General features: G+C 54.5%; 15 protein-coding genes. 4 read left to right on the top strand and 11 right to left on the bottom strand.

The window, feature by feature from the left end; genetic code table 11:
- Positions 1-19: 19 nt before the first annotated feature.
- The 3 genes from HNEAP_RS10410 to HNEAP_RS10420 form a co-directional block, all read right to left on the bottom strand.
- On the bottom strand, positions 20-826 hold the full coding sequence (locus tag HNEAP_RS10410) for a thermonuclease family protein (RefSeq protein ID WP_166635997.1): 807 nt from the start codon (positions 824-826) through the stop codon (positions 20-22).
- 49 nt (positions 827-875) lie between these two features.
- The gene (locus HNEAP_RS10415) at positions 876-1,121 is read right to left on the bottom strand and encodes a type B 50S ribosomal protein L31 (protein WP_012824944.1); all 246 of its coding nucleotides are present in this window, start codon (positions 1,119-1,121) and stop codon (positions 876-878) included.
- A 192-nt stretch (positions 1,122-1,313) separates the two neighbouring features.
- A complete protein-coding gene (locus HNEAP_RS10420; RefSeq protein ID WP_012824945.1) occupies positions 1,314-2,057 on the bottom strand; it encodes a ComF family protein in 744 nt (247 codons plus the stop codon).
- Positions 2,058-2,102: 45 nt separating this feature from the next.
- Between HNEAP_RS10420 and HNEAP_RS10425 the strand changes: the two genes are divergently transcribed.
- From HNEAP_RS10425 to HNEAP_RS10435, 3 genes are all read left to right on the top strand, one after another.
- Entirely contained in the window at positions 2,103-2,525 is a 423-nt protein-coding gene (locus HNEAP_RS10425; RefSeq protein ID WP_012824946.1) for a hypothetical protein, read from the top strand.
- A gap of 53 nt (positions 2,526-2,578) precedes the next feature.
- The gene (gene bioB / locus HNEAP_RS10430) at positions 2,579-3,622 is read left to right on the top strand and encodes a biotin synthase BioB (protein WP_012824947.1); all 1,044 of its coding nucleotides are present in this window, start codon (positions 2,579-2,581) and stop codon (positions 3,620-3,622) included.
- A 321-nt stretch (positions 3,623-3,943) separates the two neighbouring features.
- The gene (locus HNEAP_RS10435) at positions 3,944-5,647 is read left to right on the top strand and encodes a cytochrome c family protein (protein ID WP_012824948.1); all 1,704 of its coding nucleotides are present in this window, start codon (positions 3,944-3,946) and stop codon (positions 5,645-5,647) included.
- 268 nt (positions 5,648-5,915) lie between these two features.
- Here the strand turns inward: HNEAP_RS10435 and HNEAP_RS10440 are convergent, their stop codons facing one another.
- The 6 genes from HNEAP_RS10440 to HNEAP_RS10465 form a co-directional block, all read right to left on the bottom strand.
- Complete coding sequence (locus tag HNEAP_RS10440; RefSeq protein ID WP_012824949.1) at positions 5,916-6,335, bottom strand: DUF4168 domain-containing protein; 420 nt, start codon at positions 6,333-6,335, stop codon at positions 5,916-5,918.
- A gap of 150 nt (positions 6,336-6,485) precedes the next feature.
- Positions 6,486-7,886 (bottom strand): sigma-54-dependent transcriptional regulator, encoded by a 1,401-nt coding sequence (locus tag HNEAP_RS10445; protein WP_012824950.1) that lies wholly within the window; start codon positions 7,884-7,886, stop codon positions 6,486-6,488.
- On the bottom strand, positions 7,883-9,334 hold the full coding sequence (locus HNEAP_RS10450; protein ID WP_012824951.1) for a sensor histidine kinase: 1,452 nt from the start codon (positions 9,332-9,334) through the stop codon (positions 7,883-7,885). The genes HNEAP_RS10445 and HNEAP_RS10450 overlap by 4 nt, the downstream gene beginning before the upstream one ends.
- 247 nt (positions 9,335-9,581) lie before the next feature.
- Positions 9,582-9,863 carry a helix-turn-helix domain-containing protein gene (locus HNEAP_RS10455; protein ID WP_012824952.1) on the bottom strand — a complete coding sequence of 94 codons (282 nt, stop codon included), beginning with the start codon at positions 9,861-9,863 and terminating at the stop codon, positions 9,582-9,584.
- Positions 9,860-10,198, bottom strand: coding sequence for a type II toxin-antitoxin system RelE/ParE family toxin (locus HNEAP_RS10460; protein WP_012824953.1), 339 nt, complete (start codon positions 10,196-10,198; stop codon positions 9,860-9,862). The genes HNEAP_RS10455 and HNEAP_RS10460 overlap by 4 nt, the downstream gene beginning before the upstream one ends.
- Before the next feature lie 271 nt (positions 10,199-10,469).
- Complete coding sequence (locus HNEAP_RS10465) at positions 10,470-11,039, bottom strand: RHS repeat-associated core domain-containing protein (protein WP_473234626.1); 570 nt, start codon at positions 11,037-11,039, stop codon at positions 10,470-10,472.
- Here HNEAP_RS10465 and HNEAP_RS13000 point away from each other — a divergent pair.
- A complete protein-coding gene (locus HNEAP_RS13000; RefSeq protein ID WP_041600434.1) occupies positions 10,959-11,201 on the top strand; it encodes a hypothetical protein in 243 nt (80 codons plus the stop codon). The genes HNEAP_RS10465 and HNEAP_RS13000 overlap by 81 nt on opposite strands.
- Positions 11,202-12,226: 1,025 nt before the next feature.
- On the opposite strand, the gene HNEAP_RS10480 is transcribed toward HNEAP_RS13000, so the two are convergent.
- Together HNEAP_RS10480 and HNEAP_RS10485 are read right to left on the bottom strand one after the other, a co-directional pair.
- Positions 12,227-13,234: an RHS repeat-associated core domain-containing protein gene (locus HNEAP_RS10480; RefSeq protein WP_012824955.1), complete on the bottom strand. Its 1,008-nt coding sequence runs from the start codon at positions 13,232-13,234 to the stop codon at positions 12,227-12,229.
- Between the two features lie 290 nt (positions 13,235-13,524).
- Positions 13,525-18,570: an RHS repeat-associated core domain-containing protein gene (locus HNEAP_RS10485; protein ID WP_012824956.1), complete on the bottom strand. Its 5,046-nt coding sequence runs from the start codon at positions 18,568-18,570 to the stop codon at positions 13,525-13,527.
- Positions 18,571-18,659: the final 89 nt, after the last annotated feature.

Here is an 18,659-nt window from a genome sequence, read left to right on the forward strand (position 1 = left end):
CAAAAGAGTACGCGCCGACCTATCGCCCCAACAGATTTATGGAGCGGGGTGATTCAATCGGCATACGCCAATCTTCATAGCGACTTTTGGTGTGCACCAGCCAGCCACGCGCGCGCAGTTCGCGCCCTTTCCAATGATCAAAATCAATGCCTCGGAACTGATCCCAGGCACGGCTTGAAATCTGCAATGCCACCCGGCCTTCCAGATTGATCCATACGTTTTTGCGGCTTCGGTGCACCGAAAGCACCTTGCCCCGCACAATGGCCGCACCTTGCACGTCATCCGGTATGCCGCTAGCCGTTGCTATACCCGGATCATATTCGCTATTCGACCAGATGCCGACATGATGGTCACGGGCCGTTTTCTCGATTGCAGTCAGGCAATCGGCCAGTGCAAGATTTGGCGGCATGTACACCGCCATCGCCAAGCCCCGCGCGACCAGACCCGCCTGAATGGATTTACCATCAGGGAGATAAAGATAGGCCAGTTTGCGGCCGTAACGATCCTCGGGCTCAAGCCCATACTGCACACGCAAGCGGTTGTGCGATGTGGCCAACAGCGCCATCAATGCCTGACGGCTGGCATCACCGAAGGGTTCGGCCGGTTTGGCCGCACGATTACCATAGGCAGGATGCGCCACTTCGGGGGCATCTATACCCGCCAGACGCACCCGATCGCCATTGGTCAGTCGAACAGTGTCGCCGTCATCGACATAAGCCACCGTGGCGGAAATCGCGTTTCTTGGCGGTGGGCATTGCTCGTCCGCCGACACGAATGGAGAAAATATGCCGGCAAGACAAAGAAAAAAGGCACCCAACCAAATCAAGCGGGGTGCCTTTTTACGCGCGATGAACATGGCGTCGAGACGCGCGGAATTACTTCTTGCCGTAACGATTACGGAATTTATCCACTTGCTTGGCGGTGCTGGAATCCATGCGCTTACCGGTGTAGAACGGGTGGCTGGCAGAGGAGACTTCAACCTTCACCAACGGGTATTCTTTGCCGTCGGTCCACTTGATGGTCTCTTTGGCGCGAATGGTAGAACGCGTCAGCATTGAAAAATCGGATGCCAAATCCTGAAACACAACAGGACGATAGTTAGGATGAATGTCTGGTTTCATGAGTGATACCTTGAGTTTTTACCCATAAAATTCGTGGGTTGTTCGATTCGATCGCTTTCGCCACAACGGCCCGTAATGATCATGGGCCAAGCAACATTCAAAGCGATACTAAATAAGGGCGGCGATGATACCCCAAAGGTGGACGACACTCAAGCAGCAAACCCGCTGAAAAACAACAGGAGCAGGCAAGTTTCAACGGGGAATATCACCGGGTGCGGGCGTTCGCGCCAACACCCATACGGTGACTCGCCCCACCCCTGCCCGTTTTAGGGCATAGGCCAGCGCATCGGCCGAGCTACCCGTCGTCATCACATCGTCAACAATCGCGACATGTTGAGGCAAATGCTCCCTTACCTCGAAGGCGTTTTTCAGGCTTTTTCGGCGATCAATGGCAGATAACCCACTTTGAGATTTACTCGACCCTGAACGCATCACCGCCTTTCCATGAACGGGCAAATCAAAACGATTTCCGACCCGGTCGGCAATCAAGCGTGCCTGATTGAATCCACGAACCCGCCGCCGATCGGGATGAATGGGCATTGGGATCAACACATCTGGCCAGTCTTTCGAGTCATCCTGTCGCTGGGGATAAGCTCGTTCAATAGAAGAAAAAAGTGCGCGCATCAACGCATCGAGCACGCCCGAATCCTTACGGTATTTGAACTGATGAATCAGAAATCGGCTTGCGGTCTTAAAATCCTGCCCCGCGACCGAAAAATCGAAACTCGGCGGATGCCGCAAGCACGCAGCACACCGTTGCCCGGCTTCACTCACCTGAATCGCACATTGCGGACAACGGTGCGGCACCGCCCTGTTTTCTGTCGATAAATCGTCGGCACATCGGGCGCACAACCCATCGACCGCCACACTTGCCGTTCCGCACAGGTAGCAGGGCGCAGGCACCAGAAACCGCGTTAGTCCGGCCAGTCGATTCATGCTACATTTATACCCCATGCATTAATACTAAGGGAGCTTATTCCCATGACCGAGTTCATTCACGCCATTGAAGACGAAGAAGAAGGGAAAATCGTTTCTGCCGCATCTTCTCGACGCGCAGCCAAATGGTTCAATTACGGCACCTTGGTGGCCATTCTCGTCCCACTGCCACTCGCGATTTTCTGGACAGGAATGTCCATGCTGATTTACGCGCTGAACAAACACCATCCCAACCCAAAGGTAGGCCATTACACCCAGCGGGCTGCCTATCGATTTTACGGGGTTGCTGGTACTGCCCTTGCCGTTTCGGTGTTTTTTCCAGTTAACATCAAGTACTACCTTGTCATCTGGGCCATAGCGGCCACGGTTTTGATTCCTTGGACCATTTACGATCTATACCGCATTAATCATGACACGTGGTTCGATTGCGTCATCGAACCACACCAACCCTTTGAAGATGATCAATAAATCGTCCGCGTGAAAACTCAAGCGATGACGTCATTCAGTAATTGAGGCCGCCCTTGTCAACATCCACTACCCCATGGGAACTGACCCAAGTTCTCGCCCTGTTCGACCTGCCGTTCAACGATCTGATGTTTCGTGCGCATGAAACGCACCGCGCACATTTCGATGCCAACGCCGTTCAAATCAGCACCCTGCTTTCCATCAAGACCGGCGCCTGCCCTGAGGATTGCTCGTATTGTTCACAAAGCTCGAAATACGATACCGGGCTGGAGCGTGAACGGTTGTTGCCGTTATCGGAAGTGCGTGAATCTGCGCTGCGTGCCCGCGAAGCCGGAGCCACGCGATTTTGCATGGGTGCCGCCTGGCGCAACCCGACCGACAAGCAACTGGAAAATGTGATTAACATGGTTGGCGTCGTCAAAGAACTGGGTATGGAAGCCTGCGTCACCCTCGGCATGCTCACCGCCCCACAAGCAGGCCGCTTGAAGGAAGCCGGGCTCGATTACTACAACCACAACATCGATACCTCGCCTGAGTTTTACGGCGAAGTCATCACCACGCGCAATTTTCAGGATCGGCTCGACACCCTGGAACATGTGCGCGAGAGCGGCATCAACGTCTGCTCCGGCGGCATTCTGGGCATGGGCGAATCACGCGAGGACCGCGCCTCGTTTCTGGCCACGCTGGCCAACCTGCCCCGCGCGCCGGAATCGGTGCCGCTCAACATGCTGGTGCGCATCCCCGGCACGCCGATGGCGGACATCCCCACACTCGATCCGATCGAGTTCATCCGCACCGTCGCCGTCGCCCGCATCCTCATGCCCACCTCGCACGTGCGTCTCTCCGCCGGACGCGAAGGCATGAGCGACGAAGCACAAGCCTGGTGCTTCTTCGCCGGTGCGAACAGCATCTTCTATGGCGACAAACTTCTGACCACCGACAACGCCGATCAGAACCGCGACCGTGACCTGTTCGACAAACTCGGCATTCACCCGCTCATCCCAGCCGGATTTACCGAACGGGACGACGATGACGAAGACCACACCAGCCCCATGGGTCATTGCGGCGGCGGCTGTACCCATAACCACGCCCATACCTAACCGCTCTCAACAACACGTCGTGGGCGAACCTATTCGGTCCGATACCCCTGACAAGAAAGACGTGCCATCGAACAGGTGTCATCAACTCCGATCCATTAACGATTATCCGAGCGTTTAATCGGTCGGACAGACCACTTCTTAGGAGTGGACCCATCTTGTCGTATCCTTTCAATTCAATTGGTGGCGTGACAGGCGGTTAAACCGCCCTTTCCATGTCATAAAAATTTCACATGATTGCCCGCATCCGAATTGATGAGGAGCGCGTAAACACCTTGGAGCCAGACGCTTCTTCAACCGCGTGTACCCAAGGAGCTTTCAATCATGAATAACCGAACCGACCCAAAACGTCACCGATTAGCCACCGCCATTCTCAGTGGCCTGATCTTGTCCAGTGTTGTTGTTCTTTCAGGCTGCAACAGCAGCAATGACCAACCGCCGGTCGCCGAAAATCCACCGCCGCAAGCCAATCCACAGTTGACGATTGGTCAAACAACCTTTCGCTACGAAACCTTCGGCAACCAAGGGTTTTGGACTCAAGCGATGCAACTACCGCAGGGTCTCGCTGCGGCTGGTGTCACGCCACTGAGCGCCTTATCTCTGGGGCTGAATGTCAACGCAGCTGCCCTGAGCCCGGATACTGCCAAGGCCCTGACCGACGCGCTGGCGAAGATCAAGGCGGGGGCAGACCCGAAAACCACCGTACTCAATAATCCCGCTGTGACTTTGGCACTGATCAACGAAGGTGCAGTCATCGGCGTCGTACCTTTTGCAGCGGACGGCGAGCGCAAGCCGCTCGGCAGCGACCCGAATTACAACCCCAAGGATACGCTCGACCTGTCACGAGGTGACTCGGTGGGTGTCTCCTGCGCGCTGTGTCATGCGCGCACCGACAACTCGGTCGTACCCGCCGGATTTGCCAAAATGCCGGGTTCCGTCGGCCTGGAAGTGGATGGTCCTGCAGCCAACGGGCTTGATTTCGGCAACATTGTCGCCGCTTCGGGCAACCCGCGGGCGTACCTACCCATGTATCAACTAGCCTTCGCTGCGCTTGGTGGCGCTTCAGCAGCCAATCAGGCGGGCTATGCGGGCATCAAGGATGACACAAATACTGAGGTACGCACCTACCTGACCGGCAGCAATGCACAAGGCAAACGTTATTACCCCGTCGATGGCTTTGATGCCTTCCCGGATGGCGTGAATAATGTTGCGGAAATTCCGCCCTTTTATCGCACGGATCTTACCGCACCTTGGGGCCATTCGGGTTTCGATACGGATCTGAACGATTTCAACAACATTGTTTATGTATTGGGGCTCGACCCAACCATCCTGGCCACGGCACCGGGCAAGCAAATTCTCGAAGGTCTGGCCGGTGGTGTGGGTGACGAGATCTACAATCGCTACGTGGCAGTTTTAGACGACAGCGGCTTGCAAGGCAAATACCCCTTTGTCCAATCGGCTGCGACGGGTAAGGGCTTTTTAGGCTATCAAGTCGACCAGTCAAAACTTGAGGCGCTAACGGCATACACAGACCAACTGCAATCACCACGTGCGCCGACCAATTTGGATGCCGCCATGGTATCTCGCGGACAGCAGGTGTTCGACCAGAACTGCACCACCTGCCACACCGCGAGTGCTTCTGCGCCGGTCTCATCGGACATCGTGCCATTCGCTCAGCTGTACCCCAGCTTTAGCCCAACGGTACTGGCCCAACGCCAAGCCCCGCTGAGTGACGTGATCATCAGCACCGATAACGGCCCAGACCCGAGCTACTACAACGAGCTGACCGTATTCAATGCCAGTGTGCGGGCCGATACCGTTGGGTTTGCAGTCCCGTTACTGGCTGGACTGGACGGGCAGACCAAGTTCCTGCATGACCTGTCGATCAGTGGCGCCACGACCACAGACGCACTGAACCTACTGCTCGACCCGACCCGAGGCTCAGGCGCTCAGCATCCCTTCTACATCACGGATGCCGGGGATCGAGCTGCGGTTGCAGAATACTTGAGAAGCCGCGAGACGAAATGAGGACACATTGGGTTTACGTGGTGGTGCCATTCATAGGCTAAGGCATCAGGTCGTGAATCGTCCGATCCATCGCTTTTTGATGAACAACTCTTTGCGTTAACCAGAGACGGAAAGCCCAACTCAGGCTATTGATAAAGCCGGATCACATGGTGATCCGGCTTTTTTTATCCACAAAGCTAAATGCGGTAGGGAAAAAAGCCGACGAATTTCGTTTTCAGAACCTGTCGGCCTTAGCACAGCACCGGGTTACCGAGCTGAGTCATCAGCGCTAACTACTGCCTTTGTCACCCATGATTTGTTGGCGTAGAGACGGGTTGCTCTGCATCATGGCCGCAATCTGGTTGTACTTGGTAACGCTGAGGCCACTACCTTTCACCGCATTGATCATTTTGCCCTGGGCCTCTTTCTGCAGGGATTGGGCCTTGCTACGATCATGAGTCGCTTGAATCTTCGGGGAATACTCTTTCGCGATCGCACCCACCTTGTCATAAGCCTGCTTGAACTTCCGCACTGTTTGCGGGCCAATTTTGGGCGCTTGGTTTGCATTGGGCGGCATGTTCTGTGGCTGCGCGCCCTGCTGCTGTCCGTTGGGCGGCGTGCCATATTCCGCACTCCAAACGGTACCGGCGGAAAGCAACAGCGCGCCTGCGCCCAGCGTGAGCGTCATTAATGTGTGTTTAAGTCGCATAAAAATCTCCTTTCATTTCATTGCCAGTAAGGCAATGGAACTAATGCAGGAGCTATGCCAGAACGTCAAAAACTCACAACCTGCTGTTTAATAAAATATTATTCCTCATGCCTCGGAGGCAAGCCCATACAAATCATGTGTCATTATGACTCATGCGCCATCAGCGACATTGCCATCGTCTTCGCCGAGTCGCCGGTAAAGCGTACGGCGGCTGATGCCCAAGATGGTGGCGGCGCGGCGCTTATTACCGCGTACTTGAGTGAGTACGTGATTAATGTAGCGCAGCTCAATCTCATCCAGAGCCGGCAAACCTGACGGCGGCAACAAAACTTGCGTCAGTGCCGGATCGAGTCCCGTGCCAGTGGCCTGCCGAATCGTTTCGGGCAGATGAGCCGCACAGATTTCCGAATCCGGGCAAAAGGTAGCCGCCCGTTCCATGGCGTTAGCCAGTTCGCGGATGTTTCCGGGAAACGAATAGGCGTTCAACAGACGCACGGCTTCATTATTAAGCCCATTGATCGGGTGCCCCAACTGTGCACTGAATCGATTAATAAAATGTGCCGCCAATACCGTCAGGTCATCACCGCGCTCGCGCAATGGCGGCACCTTCAAGGTGAAGGTGTTAAGCCGGTAAAACAAATCCTCACGAAAACTGCCAGCTTCAACTTCAGCTTCCAGATCGCGATTGGTGGCGGCGATAACGCGAAGGTCGATAGACTGCTCCTGATTCGATCCAACCGGGCGGACTCGCTGATCCTGGAGCACGCGCAACAGCTTGGCTTGCATCGTCATTGGCAGCTCGCCGATTTCATCGAGCAATAAAGTGCCGCCGTCGGCCTCGCTGATTAGACCGCGACGTGCCCTTTGCGCGCCGGTAAACGCACCCGAAGCATGGCCAAACAACTCGCTTTCCAGAAGCTCGGCGGGTATGCCCGCGCAATTAACAGGTACCAAGGGACCGTTGATGCGCTCACTTTCTTGGTGTAACGCGCGCGCCACCAACTCCTTGCCAACCCCACTCTCCCCCGTGATTAGCACTGGCCCCGAAGCCCGAGCGATCTGCTTGATTTCTGCATAAAGTACTTGCATCGCCGGGCTGCGGCCGATCATGCCGTGAAAGTCACTGTCTTGGAACAAGGTGCGGAATCGTGCCAACTCTTGACGCAGATGGCGGGTCTCGCTCACTCGGCGCACGCAGAGCAACAGGTGCTCTAAATCAACCGGTTTAACGAGAAATTCATCAGCACCCTCCTTGAGCGCCGCGACCGCTTGATCGACACGGCCAAAGGCGGTGATCATGATGAACGCGGGCGGCTGCGCTAATTGCTGCACCTGACGCAAAAGCGTCAGCCCATCTGCGCCAGGAAGACGCAAATCACTGATCACTACCCCCCACATCCCGCCGGTCAGCTGCTCCCAAGCCGCCTCAGCGGTGGTGGCCGTGCCGACGACATAGCCCGCATCACATAATTCTTCTTCAAGCAGCCCGCACAGACCATCGTTGTCCTCAACGATCAAAACACGTTCACCTAGTTTTCGCGTCTCGGTCATACTTCCTCCATCTGATCGGGCAATACGATACGCATGCGTGCACCTCCCAAATCGGGACTGCGGTCAATCTGTATGTAACCTCCATGCGCCTCCAAAGCAGCATGGGCAACCGCCAAACCGAGGCCCGTACCCTCATTGACTGCTTTAGTGGTAAAAAAAGGCTCAAAAATACGCTGCCTTAATTCACTATCCACACCGGGGCCATCGTCTTCTACAACAAACCCCTTGTTTGCATGGGACTCGAACCAACCAATGCGCACCCGCCGATCAGCTGCCTGTAACGCATTTCGCACAACATTACTGAGTGCCTGCTCGATTCGCAGCCGATCAACATGAAAAAAGGGGGATTGACCGGCGGCTTCGATACGGCAATCTATTTTGTGTCGGTTGAACTCGTCGCTCAGCATCGCGAGCACGCTGCGAAGCATGCGATCACCGGTCACGGACTGGCGGCGCAACGGATTATTACGGCTGAAATCCATCAGTTGACGAATGATCGAGCTCACTCGCTCGACTTCACGACGTATGTCACCTAAAGCCGAAGCGAGAGAGGCATCCGCAACAGAACGCATAGCGCGCTGGGCTCTGCCGTCAATGACGCTCAGCGGTGTGCCGAGTTCATGCGCGACACCGGCGGCGAGGCGTCCAATGGCCGCCATCTTCTCCGATTGCCGCAGGCGAAGGGCAAGCTGTTCCTGCAGCGCCTGTTGCTCGGCGAGAACATCGGCATGCTCGGCAAGTTTGTCAAGCATGGTGTTGATACCCAAGCTCAATTCCTGAATCTCCCGGGGACCTTGCAACGGAACACGGTGGTGGCGCTCGCCCCGCCCCACAAGAACCAAGCTGTCCCGGATATTACGCATGGGACGACCGAAGGCACGATGGTGGCCGTAAAAAATGACAATCGCGAGCAAGAATGCAGTGAAGGCAAGCAACCCCAAGGCTTGATAGCGGACCTCGCTGATGTACTCCTGAAAATCGATACCCTTGCGGGTGATTTGCAGCAATCCCGTGATGCGTCCTCCGGAATCGGTTAGCGGAACAAAATAGGAGAAAAATGGTTTGCCATGGATGCGTTCAAATTCCCCTTGACGCTGGCCTTTCATTACCAATTGCACCGCCTTACGGCGCTTGGTTGGACTTTGGGGGCCCGTCGCGGCGATCTGATGTCCGTTGGCATCGTACACATAAGCGCCATAAACACGGCTAATCTGAAGCGCTGAGCGCAGCGTCCGTGCGACGCTGCCTTCACGGCCCCGTGCCATGGCATCACTAAGCGGCACGCGAATGGCCCGAGCGATCAATTCGATATCCTCTTGCATACGCGATCTAACCTGGCGCTCCAGACCTTGCAGGCCATACCAGCCTGCCAGTGACGTGAGCAACACCAAAGGCAGCAGGATAAACAGCATCAAAGCTGTTCTCAGACTGTAAGACTCAGCCTTCATAAACAGCGCCACGCAACAGGGGTGGGCGTTGGATCGGATGAATGGGATTCTGCACATCGATTGGTCAAGAACATAACCAATACCATGGCGAATTCACACCGTCAGTGCAACTTAAACAATCAGATAAGCACGCCTTTCCTTATTTGTGCTTTTACAGATTTACGATACTTTATCGGGCATGAAAATTCCTTGGGCGGATTTTTAGCTGAGTAAGGCCGCCCGTCGTTAACTGGAGATTTCGAGAAATTCAGGCGGCTTCGAGCACGCGCATTTCAATGTGAAGCCCGGCAGCCGTTGCCATATTCACCAGCGCATCGAGGGCGAACAGGTTGATCTTGCCGCGCATCAGGTCAGAGACGCGCGGCTGAGTGACACCAAGGAGCTTGGCCGCTTGCGCCTGGCTCATTTCGGTACGGGTGATATGGTTCTTCAGCGCCGTCATCAAGACTGAGCGCAGCTTCATGTTTTCTGCTTCTTCTGGGGTATCTTCGATGGCATCCCAGACACTGGCAAATCGTTGGTTGCTCATTGGCCTAACTCCTTCAACAAATCGCGGTAACGCTTTTCAGCTAAGTCCAGATCGGTCTTAGCGGTCTTTTCCGTCTTCTTCTGGAAGCAGTGAAGCACATAGATCGCATCGACGAACTTGGCCACATAAATGACCCGGAACGCGCCACCATCATCTCGAATCCGAATCTCTTTCACACCTTTGCCCACGCTGCTCATGGGCTTCCAGTCGTCCGGATCTTGGCCATTCTGCACTTGGTCAAGCTGATGACCTGCCTCACGCCTTGCCGGAAAAGGGAAGGCACGAAGATCATCAAGGGCACTACCTCGGAATTCGACGGGTTTTAAATCGGCCATGCGAAAATATACAATTTTTTGTATAACATGACAAGCGCATCGTCACGGTTTGTCAACGCTAAATAGAAAAGTCCCCTTGTCTGCAAAGTAGAAATGTCCCTTTGCCTGTATCGCTTCCGTTAACGAGTCGCGTTGTTCCCGTCGGTGGCGGCGCAAGGATAGCGGACAAATTTAGCAAGAATGGGGCAACGCCATGCAGTTGCGAGAAAGACGGATAGACCAGCTTAAATTAGACTGATTTCTGTCTTGACGGATGGGTCCACTGTACTTTTTACAACCGTCCGTGGAAACGGGGTAGAACCCTACCTGAAACATAGACATAAAGATTAATCCCACCCAATTCCCGAATCGGATCCCGCGACAACCAGCGTCCAATCTTCGGATCATACGCCCGATAGGTTGCCAGATACAGGCCCGATTGCGGATGGACGTACAACCCGGCATACCGGTAGTCCGGCAAGGTGCCGCTGCTCTGAATGATGTTGCCGTAGCTGTCGTAGCTCAGCCTTGCGGTAACCTGCCCTTGCGGATCAACCGTGGCGACTACGCTGCCGACTTGATCCTGAGCATAGTAGGCAATCGTGCTGCCATGCAGTTCGCCCTGAGTGAAGTAGCGGGCCAGCACGGTGTCACTGCTGTCCCTTGCTTCGCAGAGGCGCTCGCCGCACCAGAGGAATTTGGTGGTCACTGGCGTGCCGCCGCTGTCCGTCTCGGTATCGCTGATCCGGCGGGATAGCCCATCGTAGGCAAACTGGCTGGTGTGGCCGGTTTGCTGGTTGGTGATGGTTACAAGCCGGTCGGCGGCATCCCAGGTGTAGGTTTGCGTGCCGTCATCAATCAGGTTGCCGTTGGCATCGTATTGGTAGCCGGCCTAGCCCGCGCCATGGATCTGATTGAGTTCGTTGACGGTAAAGGCGGCGCTGTCACTAGCTTAATTGGTCACTCATCGACCGGTGGCGGTGCTGGCAAATCAATAGCATTTCACAAAGCTACAAATCAATGACTCTGCCCTTTTATGATTGCGGGCCTTATCGAATTCGCGAAATTAAATGCCTAAACCAAGTTCAATTCTTGCCTTCACAAACAGCATCATAAAAAGATACCCAACGACTAAGAACAACAACCCACTACCAACACCAAGCAGTATTCTCGCTGGCAATTTTTTCTCTTTTAGTTGTGAAAGATTTAGCCCGCACAACAACAAGGGGAGTACAAAATACGACCACATTAAATTCGTAGTAATAAGCGAATACGTCTTTCCAAAGTAATACTCCAGAAAGACCCCCGCGAACCCAAAAGAAAAAAACAGGGCATATGGTGCGAAATTCCAAATTATTATGGCCCGGCGTTGCATACGCCCCCCCACAAATGGCGTCTGACATGTACCACCACCAAGCTGTCGATACTCATTACGCAATGCATCTGCGAAGTCATGGCAATTATGTAGCGTCAAATCGGATTGATGAAATCAGTGAAGAGATGAAAGTTGCTGAAAAAACTTAACTTTCTGTCCGGTTTTAGTTGACCACTACAAATTCCAAGACTCTGAAGTAGTGAATCTAATCTGTCCTATTACTTATTTCCGACCTATAAACAAAAACAGAAAGCCTAACTCCAAGCCACACTCCAGCTCCCAACAAAATTGGAATCTGCCAATAGTACGTTACTGGGGTTTCAAGAAGCTCCATGGTCATGCAGCCTAGTGCATAACCCATAATATTTACGGAGGCCGCATCATAAGTAGATAGCAATTGGCCTGAAGCAAATGGATTCTCGCACCCGTTTGGCAATCGAAGCGGCTCATCATGTGCACCGGACCGTAGAACCCTTAGAGAAACTAGAGCAAATACCATCGTCATGGATATTGCTATGAGCTCAAGGGCAAAAAACATGGTTGAAGAATGCATGTAATCAGAATTAACTGGACGAGGAAGAACTAGCCCCGCCAAGTAGCTTATGCAAAACGCAATTATCCGAAAATATTGCCAGCTTTCACGCTTTAACATGGATATAAAACTCCGCCCACCATCAATAGTTACGAGTTATCTGTACACCAACGTGCACATCACCCTCAAGACCCACCCCTCCCAGATGGAATCCCCAGCCATCACTCCCAGCTGAACCATTAAAGAGCGGATCAAACCCCTTATATTCATGCCAATTGTTATTACAATCAGCTGTGCCACCATAGTTCCACCCCGCACCAGCTGAAACAGGCCCATAACTTACGCCCCCTCCTGCTGTCACACCAATACTATTGCTTCCTGGCGTTGCCTTAGAGTCGGGACGACCACCCCATGGGTTAAAACTAATCCCCTTGCCCAACCCCACTCCAAACGTCACTGAAACAGAATCAACACGATGGTTTGCCCCTGTAATCTCAACGGAAAGCCCCCAAATCCTATAATAGGAACCCTCAAGGGACCACAACCCATAAGGATCCACCTTAGTCAGCGGATTCCCCTCGACATACCCATAAAGATTAATCCCACCCAATTCCCGAATCGGATCCCGCGACAGCCAGCGTCCAGTTTTCGGATCATACGCCCGATACGTTGCCAGATACACGCCCGATTGCGGATGGACGTACAACCCGGCATACCGGTAGTCCGGCAAGGTGCCGCTCGAACTTGTGAGCGTCCCGTAACTGTCGTATCTCAGCCGTGAGGTGATTTGCCCTTGCGGATCAACTGTGGCGACTACGCTGCCGATCTGATCCTGAGCATAATAGGCGATCGTGCTGCCATGCCGTTCACCCTGGGCATAGTAGCGGGCCAGTACGTTGTCTCTATTGTCCCGCGCTTCGCAGATGCGCTCGCCGCACCAGAGGAATTTGGTGGTCACCGGCGTGCCGCCGCTGTCCGTCTCGGTAACACTGATCCGGCGGGATAGTCCATCGTAGGCAAACTGACTGGTGTGGCTGGTTTGCTGATTGGTGACCTCGATCAGCCTCCCAAGGTATGTGTTGACGCAGTCCCTGTGTGTCATCAAGAAGATTGCTATTGGCTTTGCCATGCTAATCAGCGTTAATTCCACCGTGGATCCTATTAGGGGCACTTCCTAAAAAATATCCAATAACCTGATTCCAAAGTGAACCCTTAAAATGGCGTCCAAAATTGAATACACCGATACAAGCATGGAAATGGACCCCATAAATACCCACACTAGCCCAAACCTGAATGAATAAGCATAACAACACAGAGCCATCACACCTGATGCGATAATGATCGCAAATATAGGTATGTAATTTGGTGAGCTGACAAGTGAGGCAACAAAGGATATTGCTGCCGCAAGTGCGGCTGCTATTAATAAAATAATTGGCTTGATCATTTTGAAGTCCAGGTGCCACTTGAACTACTAGGCCCTGTTGTCGACCTAGATGAAGATGGACTCACATTCCAGTGTGGCGAAACTTTTCTGACTGGAGACTGGCTTGGGATTCCAGGTGCATTTTTAAATTGCCTTTGACTCCAGCTGCGACAAATATCGTCCCAACCATAGATTCCGGTGTTCCCTAATTTCTTGTCCATTTCTGACTTGAAAATCCTATCCTGTTCCGATGTTGTTCTCTTGTAGTTTTCTATCTGCCCCCCAGGATCATGGTCGCGGTAGACCTTACCCTCTATGCCCTGACCGTCCATACCAAAGCTGTAGGAGTCATAGTATCCGTTCATATTTCCTACATTCACGCTTTGATGAAAACTTGGCTCAGGACCGGACGGGCCCTCAATCCAGATATCTAGGCCTTTAGGGTCAATGTTGATAACCGGATTGCTGGTTACATAAGCATATAAATTTATACCCCCAGTTTCCCGAATCGGATCCCGCGACAGCCAGCGTCCAATCTTCGGATCATACGCCCGATAGGTTGCCAGATACAGGCTCGATTGCGGATGGGCGTACAGCTCGGCATACCGGTAGTCCGGCAAGGTGCCGCTGCTCTGGATGATATTGCCGTAGCTGTCGTATTTCAGCCTTGAGGTGATCTGCCCCTGTGGATCAACCGTGGCGACCACGCTGCCGACCTGATCCTGCGCATAGTAGGCAATCGTGCTGCCATGCCGTTCACCCTGGGCGTAGTAGCGGGCCAGTACGGTGTCGCTGCTGTCCCGCGCTTCGCAGATGCGGGTACCGCACCACAGATAGTGGGTAGTCTCCGGCGTACCGCCGCTGTCGGTCTCGGTAACACTGATCCGGCGGGATAGCCCATCGTAGGCAAACTGGCTGGTGTGGCCGGTTTGCTGGTTGGTGATGGTTACCAGCCGGTCGGCGGCATCCCAGGTGTAGGTGTTTATGCCATCGTCAAGCAGGTTGCCATTGGCATCGTAGCGATAGGCGGTACTGCCTGCGGTGACAATCTGGTTCAGCGCATTGATGGTCAGGGCGATGCTGGTTTTGCCGATGGTAATGTCGGTCAGGTTGCTGGCTGCATCGTATTGGTAGCTTTCAGCATTGCTGCCCGTGTTACCGTTCCTGCTGCCGCTCTTGCCGCCTTTGTGGCCGCGATTATCTCTTGGGCTACCGTCTTCGGCGGCGATCAGCCGCAGGGCGTCGTCGTACTGATACTGGAGTGCCTGCTGACCTCCCTGATCGGATGTGCAGCCGTGCCGGTCGTGACCAAAACCGAAGCCATGGCCGTGATCCCGGCAGTCGGTATCGTGCCGGTCTGCCCACCCGAACATCCAGTCCGGCAGCCCCCAGTGGCGACCGAAGTCGTGCTTGTGGTGCGCGTCAGTATCCTCATTCTGGTTTTCTGCCCGGCTCAGAATGAGATTTTCAGGGCTGGTGGTAAAGGTGAAACCGGCCACCGGTTGCAGACGCCCCTGGTTAATGATGTCGTTCAGTATCGCTTTCAGGCGGCGATCGCTCTGGTTGTTCTCATACTGATACTGAATTTGATAGGGCACGGGTTGACCATTGCGGCTGATGGTCTGGCTCACAGGCTGGCTGGTTTCACCAAGATAGGCTGTGGTGAAATCACCGAGCGCATTGCTGTCGCCCGTCTGTCGTGACAAGGCGTCGTATTGGTAGCGCTCGGTTGCACCATCTACCGTCTGGCTCGCCAGCAAACCCAGGGCGTTGTAGGTGTATTGCAGGCTATCGTGGCTGTTTTGCCCCTGTTCGCTCGCCAATTGCCCGGCACCCAGGACGCCAGCCGGATAATAACCATAGGTGGTTGTACCCTGCCCGTCGGTTCGGGTAGTCAGGCGCGGATAGCTGGCGTCGTAGCCGAGTTGAACAGCGGCGGTGGGTTGCAGGGCATTGGAGTAGCTGATGCCGATGAGTCGGTCATCCAGTGCGTAGCTGTAGGCCGTGTTTTGCCCCAGGGCATCACTGCGTTCAATCACGCGACCGGTGATGTCGTAGGTGTAGCCGGTCTGGCTGCCATCGGGATAGGTTTTGCCGGTTACCCGCCCTTCGATGTCGCGGGCCCAGGTGCTGGTATTGCCGTTTGGATCAGTCAGGCTTTCCAGTTTGCCATTGGCGTAATAACCATACTGTGTCACTTGATTCATTGGGTCGGTTTTGCTGATCAGGTCACGCACGCTGTCGTAGGCGTAGGTCGTCGTGCGGCCTTCCCGATCGGTCGTGGCGACCGGATCGAGCTTGCCCCAGGTGACGGTTCGACTCGTGCCGTCGGGATAGGTAACGGTGGTCAAACGGTTGAGCGCATCGTAGCTATAACGCAGTGTGTGGCCCTCCGAGTCGGTGCTGCTCGCTACGCGGCCAAAACCGTCGTACGTATAGCTATTTCGGGTTTTGCCATCGGCGTTGACAACCTTTTGCAGGTATCCGTTGGCATCGTAGACATATGTCGTCACTTGCCCCAGAGGGTCGGTCATGGAGGTTCGTTGACCGGCTCCGTTGTAGGCGTAGGTAGTGGTTTGCCCTGCGGCGTCGGTGTAGGTCAAGGGTTCGTGCTGTGCGTTGTAGGTGAGACGCGCCAGAATGTCAGCACCCGCTAACGTGTTACGCGTAACCTCGACCACATCAACGCCATTGGTCGCATAGATAAGATTCACGGTGCGGCCAAGCGGATCGACCGTTTGAGTGACATTACCCTTGGGGTTATAGCTGATGCGCGTCAGTTGGGTGCTGCCATCGGCCAGGACACGGGCAATGGCTGAGGGTTTGTCGAAACCTCCCGTCACTCCGGGTGATTGATTTGGATAGCTGAACCAGATTCGGTGTTCCAACGGAGATTTGACACTTTCCAATACGCCGGCAGTCAAGCCGTAGTACGGTTGGGCAGCATTATGCAACCAATGGTAGATATGTGCTTGGGTATAGTCCCCCGGGGCGTGCTCCATGGCAGTTTTATCCCAGAAGAAGGTATCCCGGGAGTTGATGTACGCGTTGAATGTGTTGATGCCCTGGGGCACGGGCGAGTCGCTGAACGGGATGCCCGGTGCGTTGTGCCGGAATTCCACCCGCTCTTTGCGCCCTTGGGGATCGGTAATTTCCAGCCAACGCGTTGTACCGCTATCGCCTGAGGCAAATTGCGTGGTTCCATAGGGGGTGGTCATGGCGGTGATGAAGGTGCCGCCGTCGTAGGTGAACTGCGAGTGCATACCCAACACATCGGTGATGTCGATCAACCGTCCACTGCTGTCGTAGGCAATGCTGGCCGCGCGACCAAAAGGATCGGTAATTTCTGTCACTTGCAGGGGATACTGGGCATTGCTGTAGGTCAGGGTGGTCTTCTGGCCCAGCGCATCGGTGAGTGTGGTTAACCGCATTTGGCTGTCATAATCCAGAGTCACGGCATTGCCGGCTGGATCGACGACCTGGGTCAAGAAGATTCGCCGAGGGAAATAGGTACTGTTGTCCGACGCACCATACACTTCCTTGCTGCCATCGGGCATCCGGCGCTCATAGGTGACGGGCGAATCCGATACTTTCACCAGTTGCGCCGCCGTGCGTTCTTCAGGTGAAAAAGCACCTGTCGTGGCGTTGAAGCCCGCATAGTGTCGGGTACCGCCGCCGCGCAAGGCAATGGTCACGCTGTTGCCTGGTGAGGTCGGATCGTCTTGCACGTAGGCAAACCAGTTACTGATCCATTTCTGCCCCAGGTTGCCAAAGGTAAAATTGGCCGGTTGATTCGCTTCGCGTTGGCTATAAACAATGGTGAACGGTACAGCCGGACCTTTGGGCGGTGCATAACCCACCGGCGTATCATGCAAGCTCAAACTCACCAACATCGCCTTGACGCTGTATTGCGCCATGCCGGATGAGCCGCAAGCCCCACAACCAGCCACATCAGGGTCATCGTTGGAGGTGTCGTCCGGGTTGTTGCCCGGCGTAATACCCGCACCAAAGATGCGGCCAGCTTCACTCAGCGCAACGCGACGCCATGGACTGCCCATGGTTTGCGCCAGAATCGGCTGATTAGCCTGCGGTTGCGCCGATGCCTTGGTCGGAATCAGAAAGTAGCCGCTGGATTCGGCCCGAACTGCTTCGGGCGTCATCCAGTAATCGCGCCCCTGAGCGGCATCCTTGATGTGATAACGCCCACCAGCTTCGCCGACGATGGTGGCGTAATGCCCCACTTTCCAGTGCGCTATGGCGGGAACCGGAATCGGTTCTTCGCCATGACGGTATACCACGCGGCTGGGCAGACCCGCCTGATTCGCCAGCGTATCCAGTCGCGCCAGACTAAGCCCTGCCTCACCGGCGCGTACCCGCTTGAATCGTCCAACGGATTGATCATGACCCTCAATCGCCAACAACTGATCCAGAGCGACAAGACCACAAAGCCGAGCCTTGCCAGGCTCATGCTGCATCCGCCACAGGCCCTCCTCAGCTTGTGTTTTGTTCGCCTGCGCCGCGCCGGAAAGAACGAGCCCTTTCCCTTCTTGCAGCAACACCTGGACAGCTTTCTCATGACCGAACACCGTATGCAAGTGGAGCAAAGCGCCATAGTTTTGCTCAATCAATGCCCGTTGTGGTTCGGTTTTCGCCCCTGCTCTTAATTGCCATGCCGCATCCAGCCGGGTTATCGCCTGCGAGAACAGGCCCGCCTGCTCATAAGCCAAGCCTTCATTGGTCAATAAAGCGATGCGCCAGACTGAATTTGGATATTGATGCAGGAAATGGTCGAGAGCCTTCGTATTTGCAGCATCAGCCGCGGCCCGGTAACTTGCGATAGCAACCCGCAGGTCATGGGTTTCTGCTGCGCTCGACGCGCCGAATGGCACCAGCGGCGTTTGAAACACACCGAAATCTCGTGTCGGTAACACCTGCTGCCCTTTTGTCCACGCAATAGGTGCGGTGAGTGCAGAAACATGAGTTGCGTGACTCAATCCACTCCAACCCATTGCAATCAATGCAGCGGTACAAGCAGCCAGGAAACGGCGATTGAATCCATTCATGTGACGATACCTCTCAACAATTCCATGTATTGGGTCGGCGGTTAGTCAACCGCCCTGATCATTCATTCAAAAAAGTTTTAGCGGCACTT

Source organism: Halothiobacillus neapolitanus c2 (assembly GCF_000024765.1).
Lineage (GTDB): Bacteria > Pseudomonadota > Gammaproteobacteria > Halothiobacillales > Halothiobacillaceae > Halothiobacillus > Halothiobacillus neapolitanus.

What these genes read in the sequence shown, in the direction of transcription:
- HNEAP_RS10445 (WP_012824950.1), bottom strand. Translation starts at nt 7,886, where the DNA reads ATGACCGAGACGCGAAAACTAGGTGAACGTGTTTTGATCGTTGAGGAC.
- HNEAP_RS10440 (WP_012824949.1), bottom strand. Translation starts at nt 6,335, where the DNA reads ATGCGACTTAAACACACATTAATGACGCTCACGCTGGGCGCAGGCGCG.
- HNEAP_RS10485 (WP_012824956.1), bottom strand. Translation starts at nt 18,570, where the DNA reads ATGAATGGATTCAATCGCCGTTTCCTGGCTGCTTGTACCGCTGCATTG.
- HNEAP_RS10420 (WP_012824945.1), bottom strand. Translation starts at nt 2,057, where the DNA reads ATGAATCGACTGGCCGGACTAACGCGGTTTCTGGTGCCTGCGCCCTGC.
- HNEAP_RS10415 (WP_012824944.1), bottom strand. Translation starts at nt 1,121, where the DNA reads ATGAAACCAGACATTCATCCTAACTATCGTCCTGTTGTGTTTCAGGAT.
- HNEAP_RS10450 (WP_012824951.1), bottom strand. Translation starts at nt 9,334, where the DNA reads ATGAAGGCTGAGTCTTACAGTCTGAGAACAGCTTTGATGCTGTTTATC.
- HNEAP_RS10455 (WP_012824952.1), bottom strand. Translation starts at nt 9,863, where the DNA reads ATGAGCAACCAACGATTTGCCAGTGTCTGGGATGCCATCGAAGATACC.
- HNEAP_RS10460 (WP_012824953.1), bottom strand. Translation starts at nt 10,198, where the DNA reads ATGGCCGATTTAAAACCCGTCGAATTCCGAGGTAGTGCCCTTGATGAT.
- HNEAP_RS10435 (WP_012824948.1), top strand. Translation starts at nt 3,944, where the DNA reads ATGAATAACCGAACCGACCCAAAACGTCACCGATTAGCCACCGCCATT.
- HNEAP_RS10425 (WP_012824946.1), top strand. Translation starts at nt 2,103, where the DNA reads ATGACCGAGTTCATTCACGCCATTGAAGACGAAGAAGAAGGGAAAATC.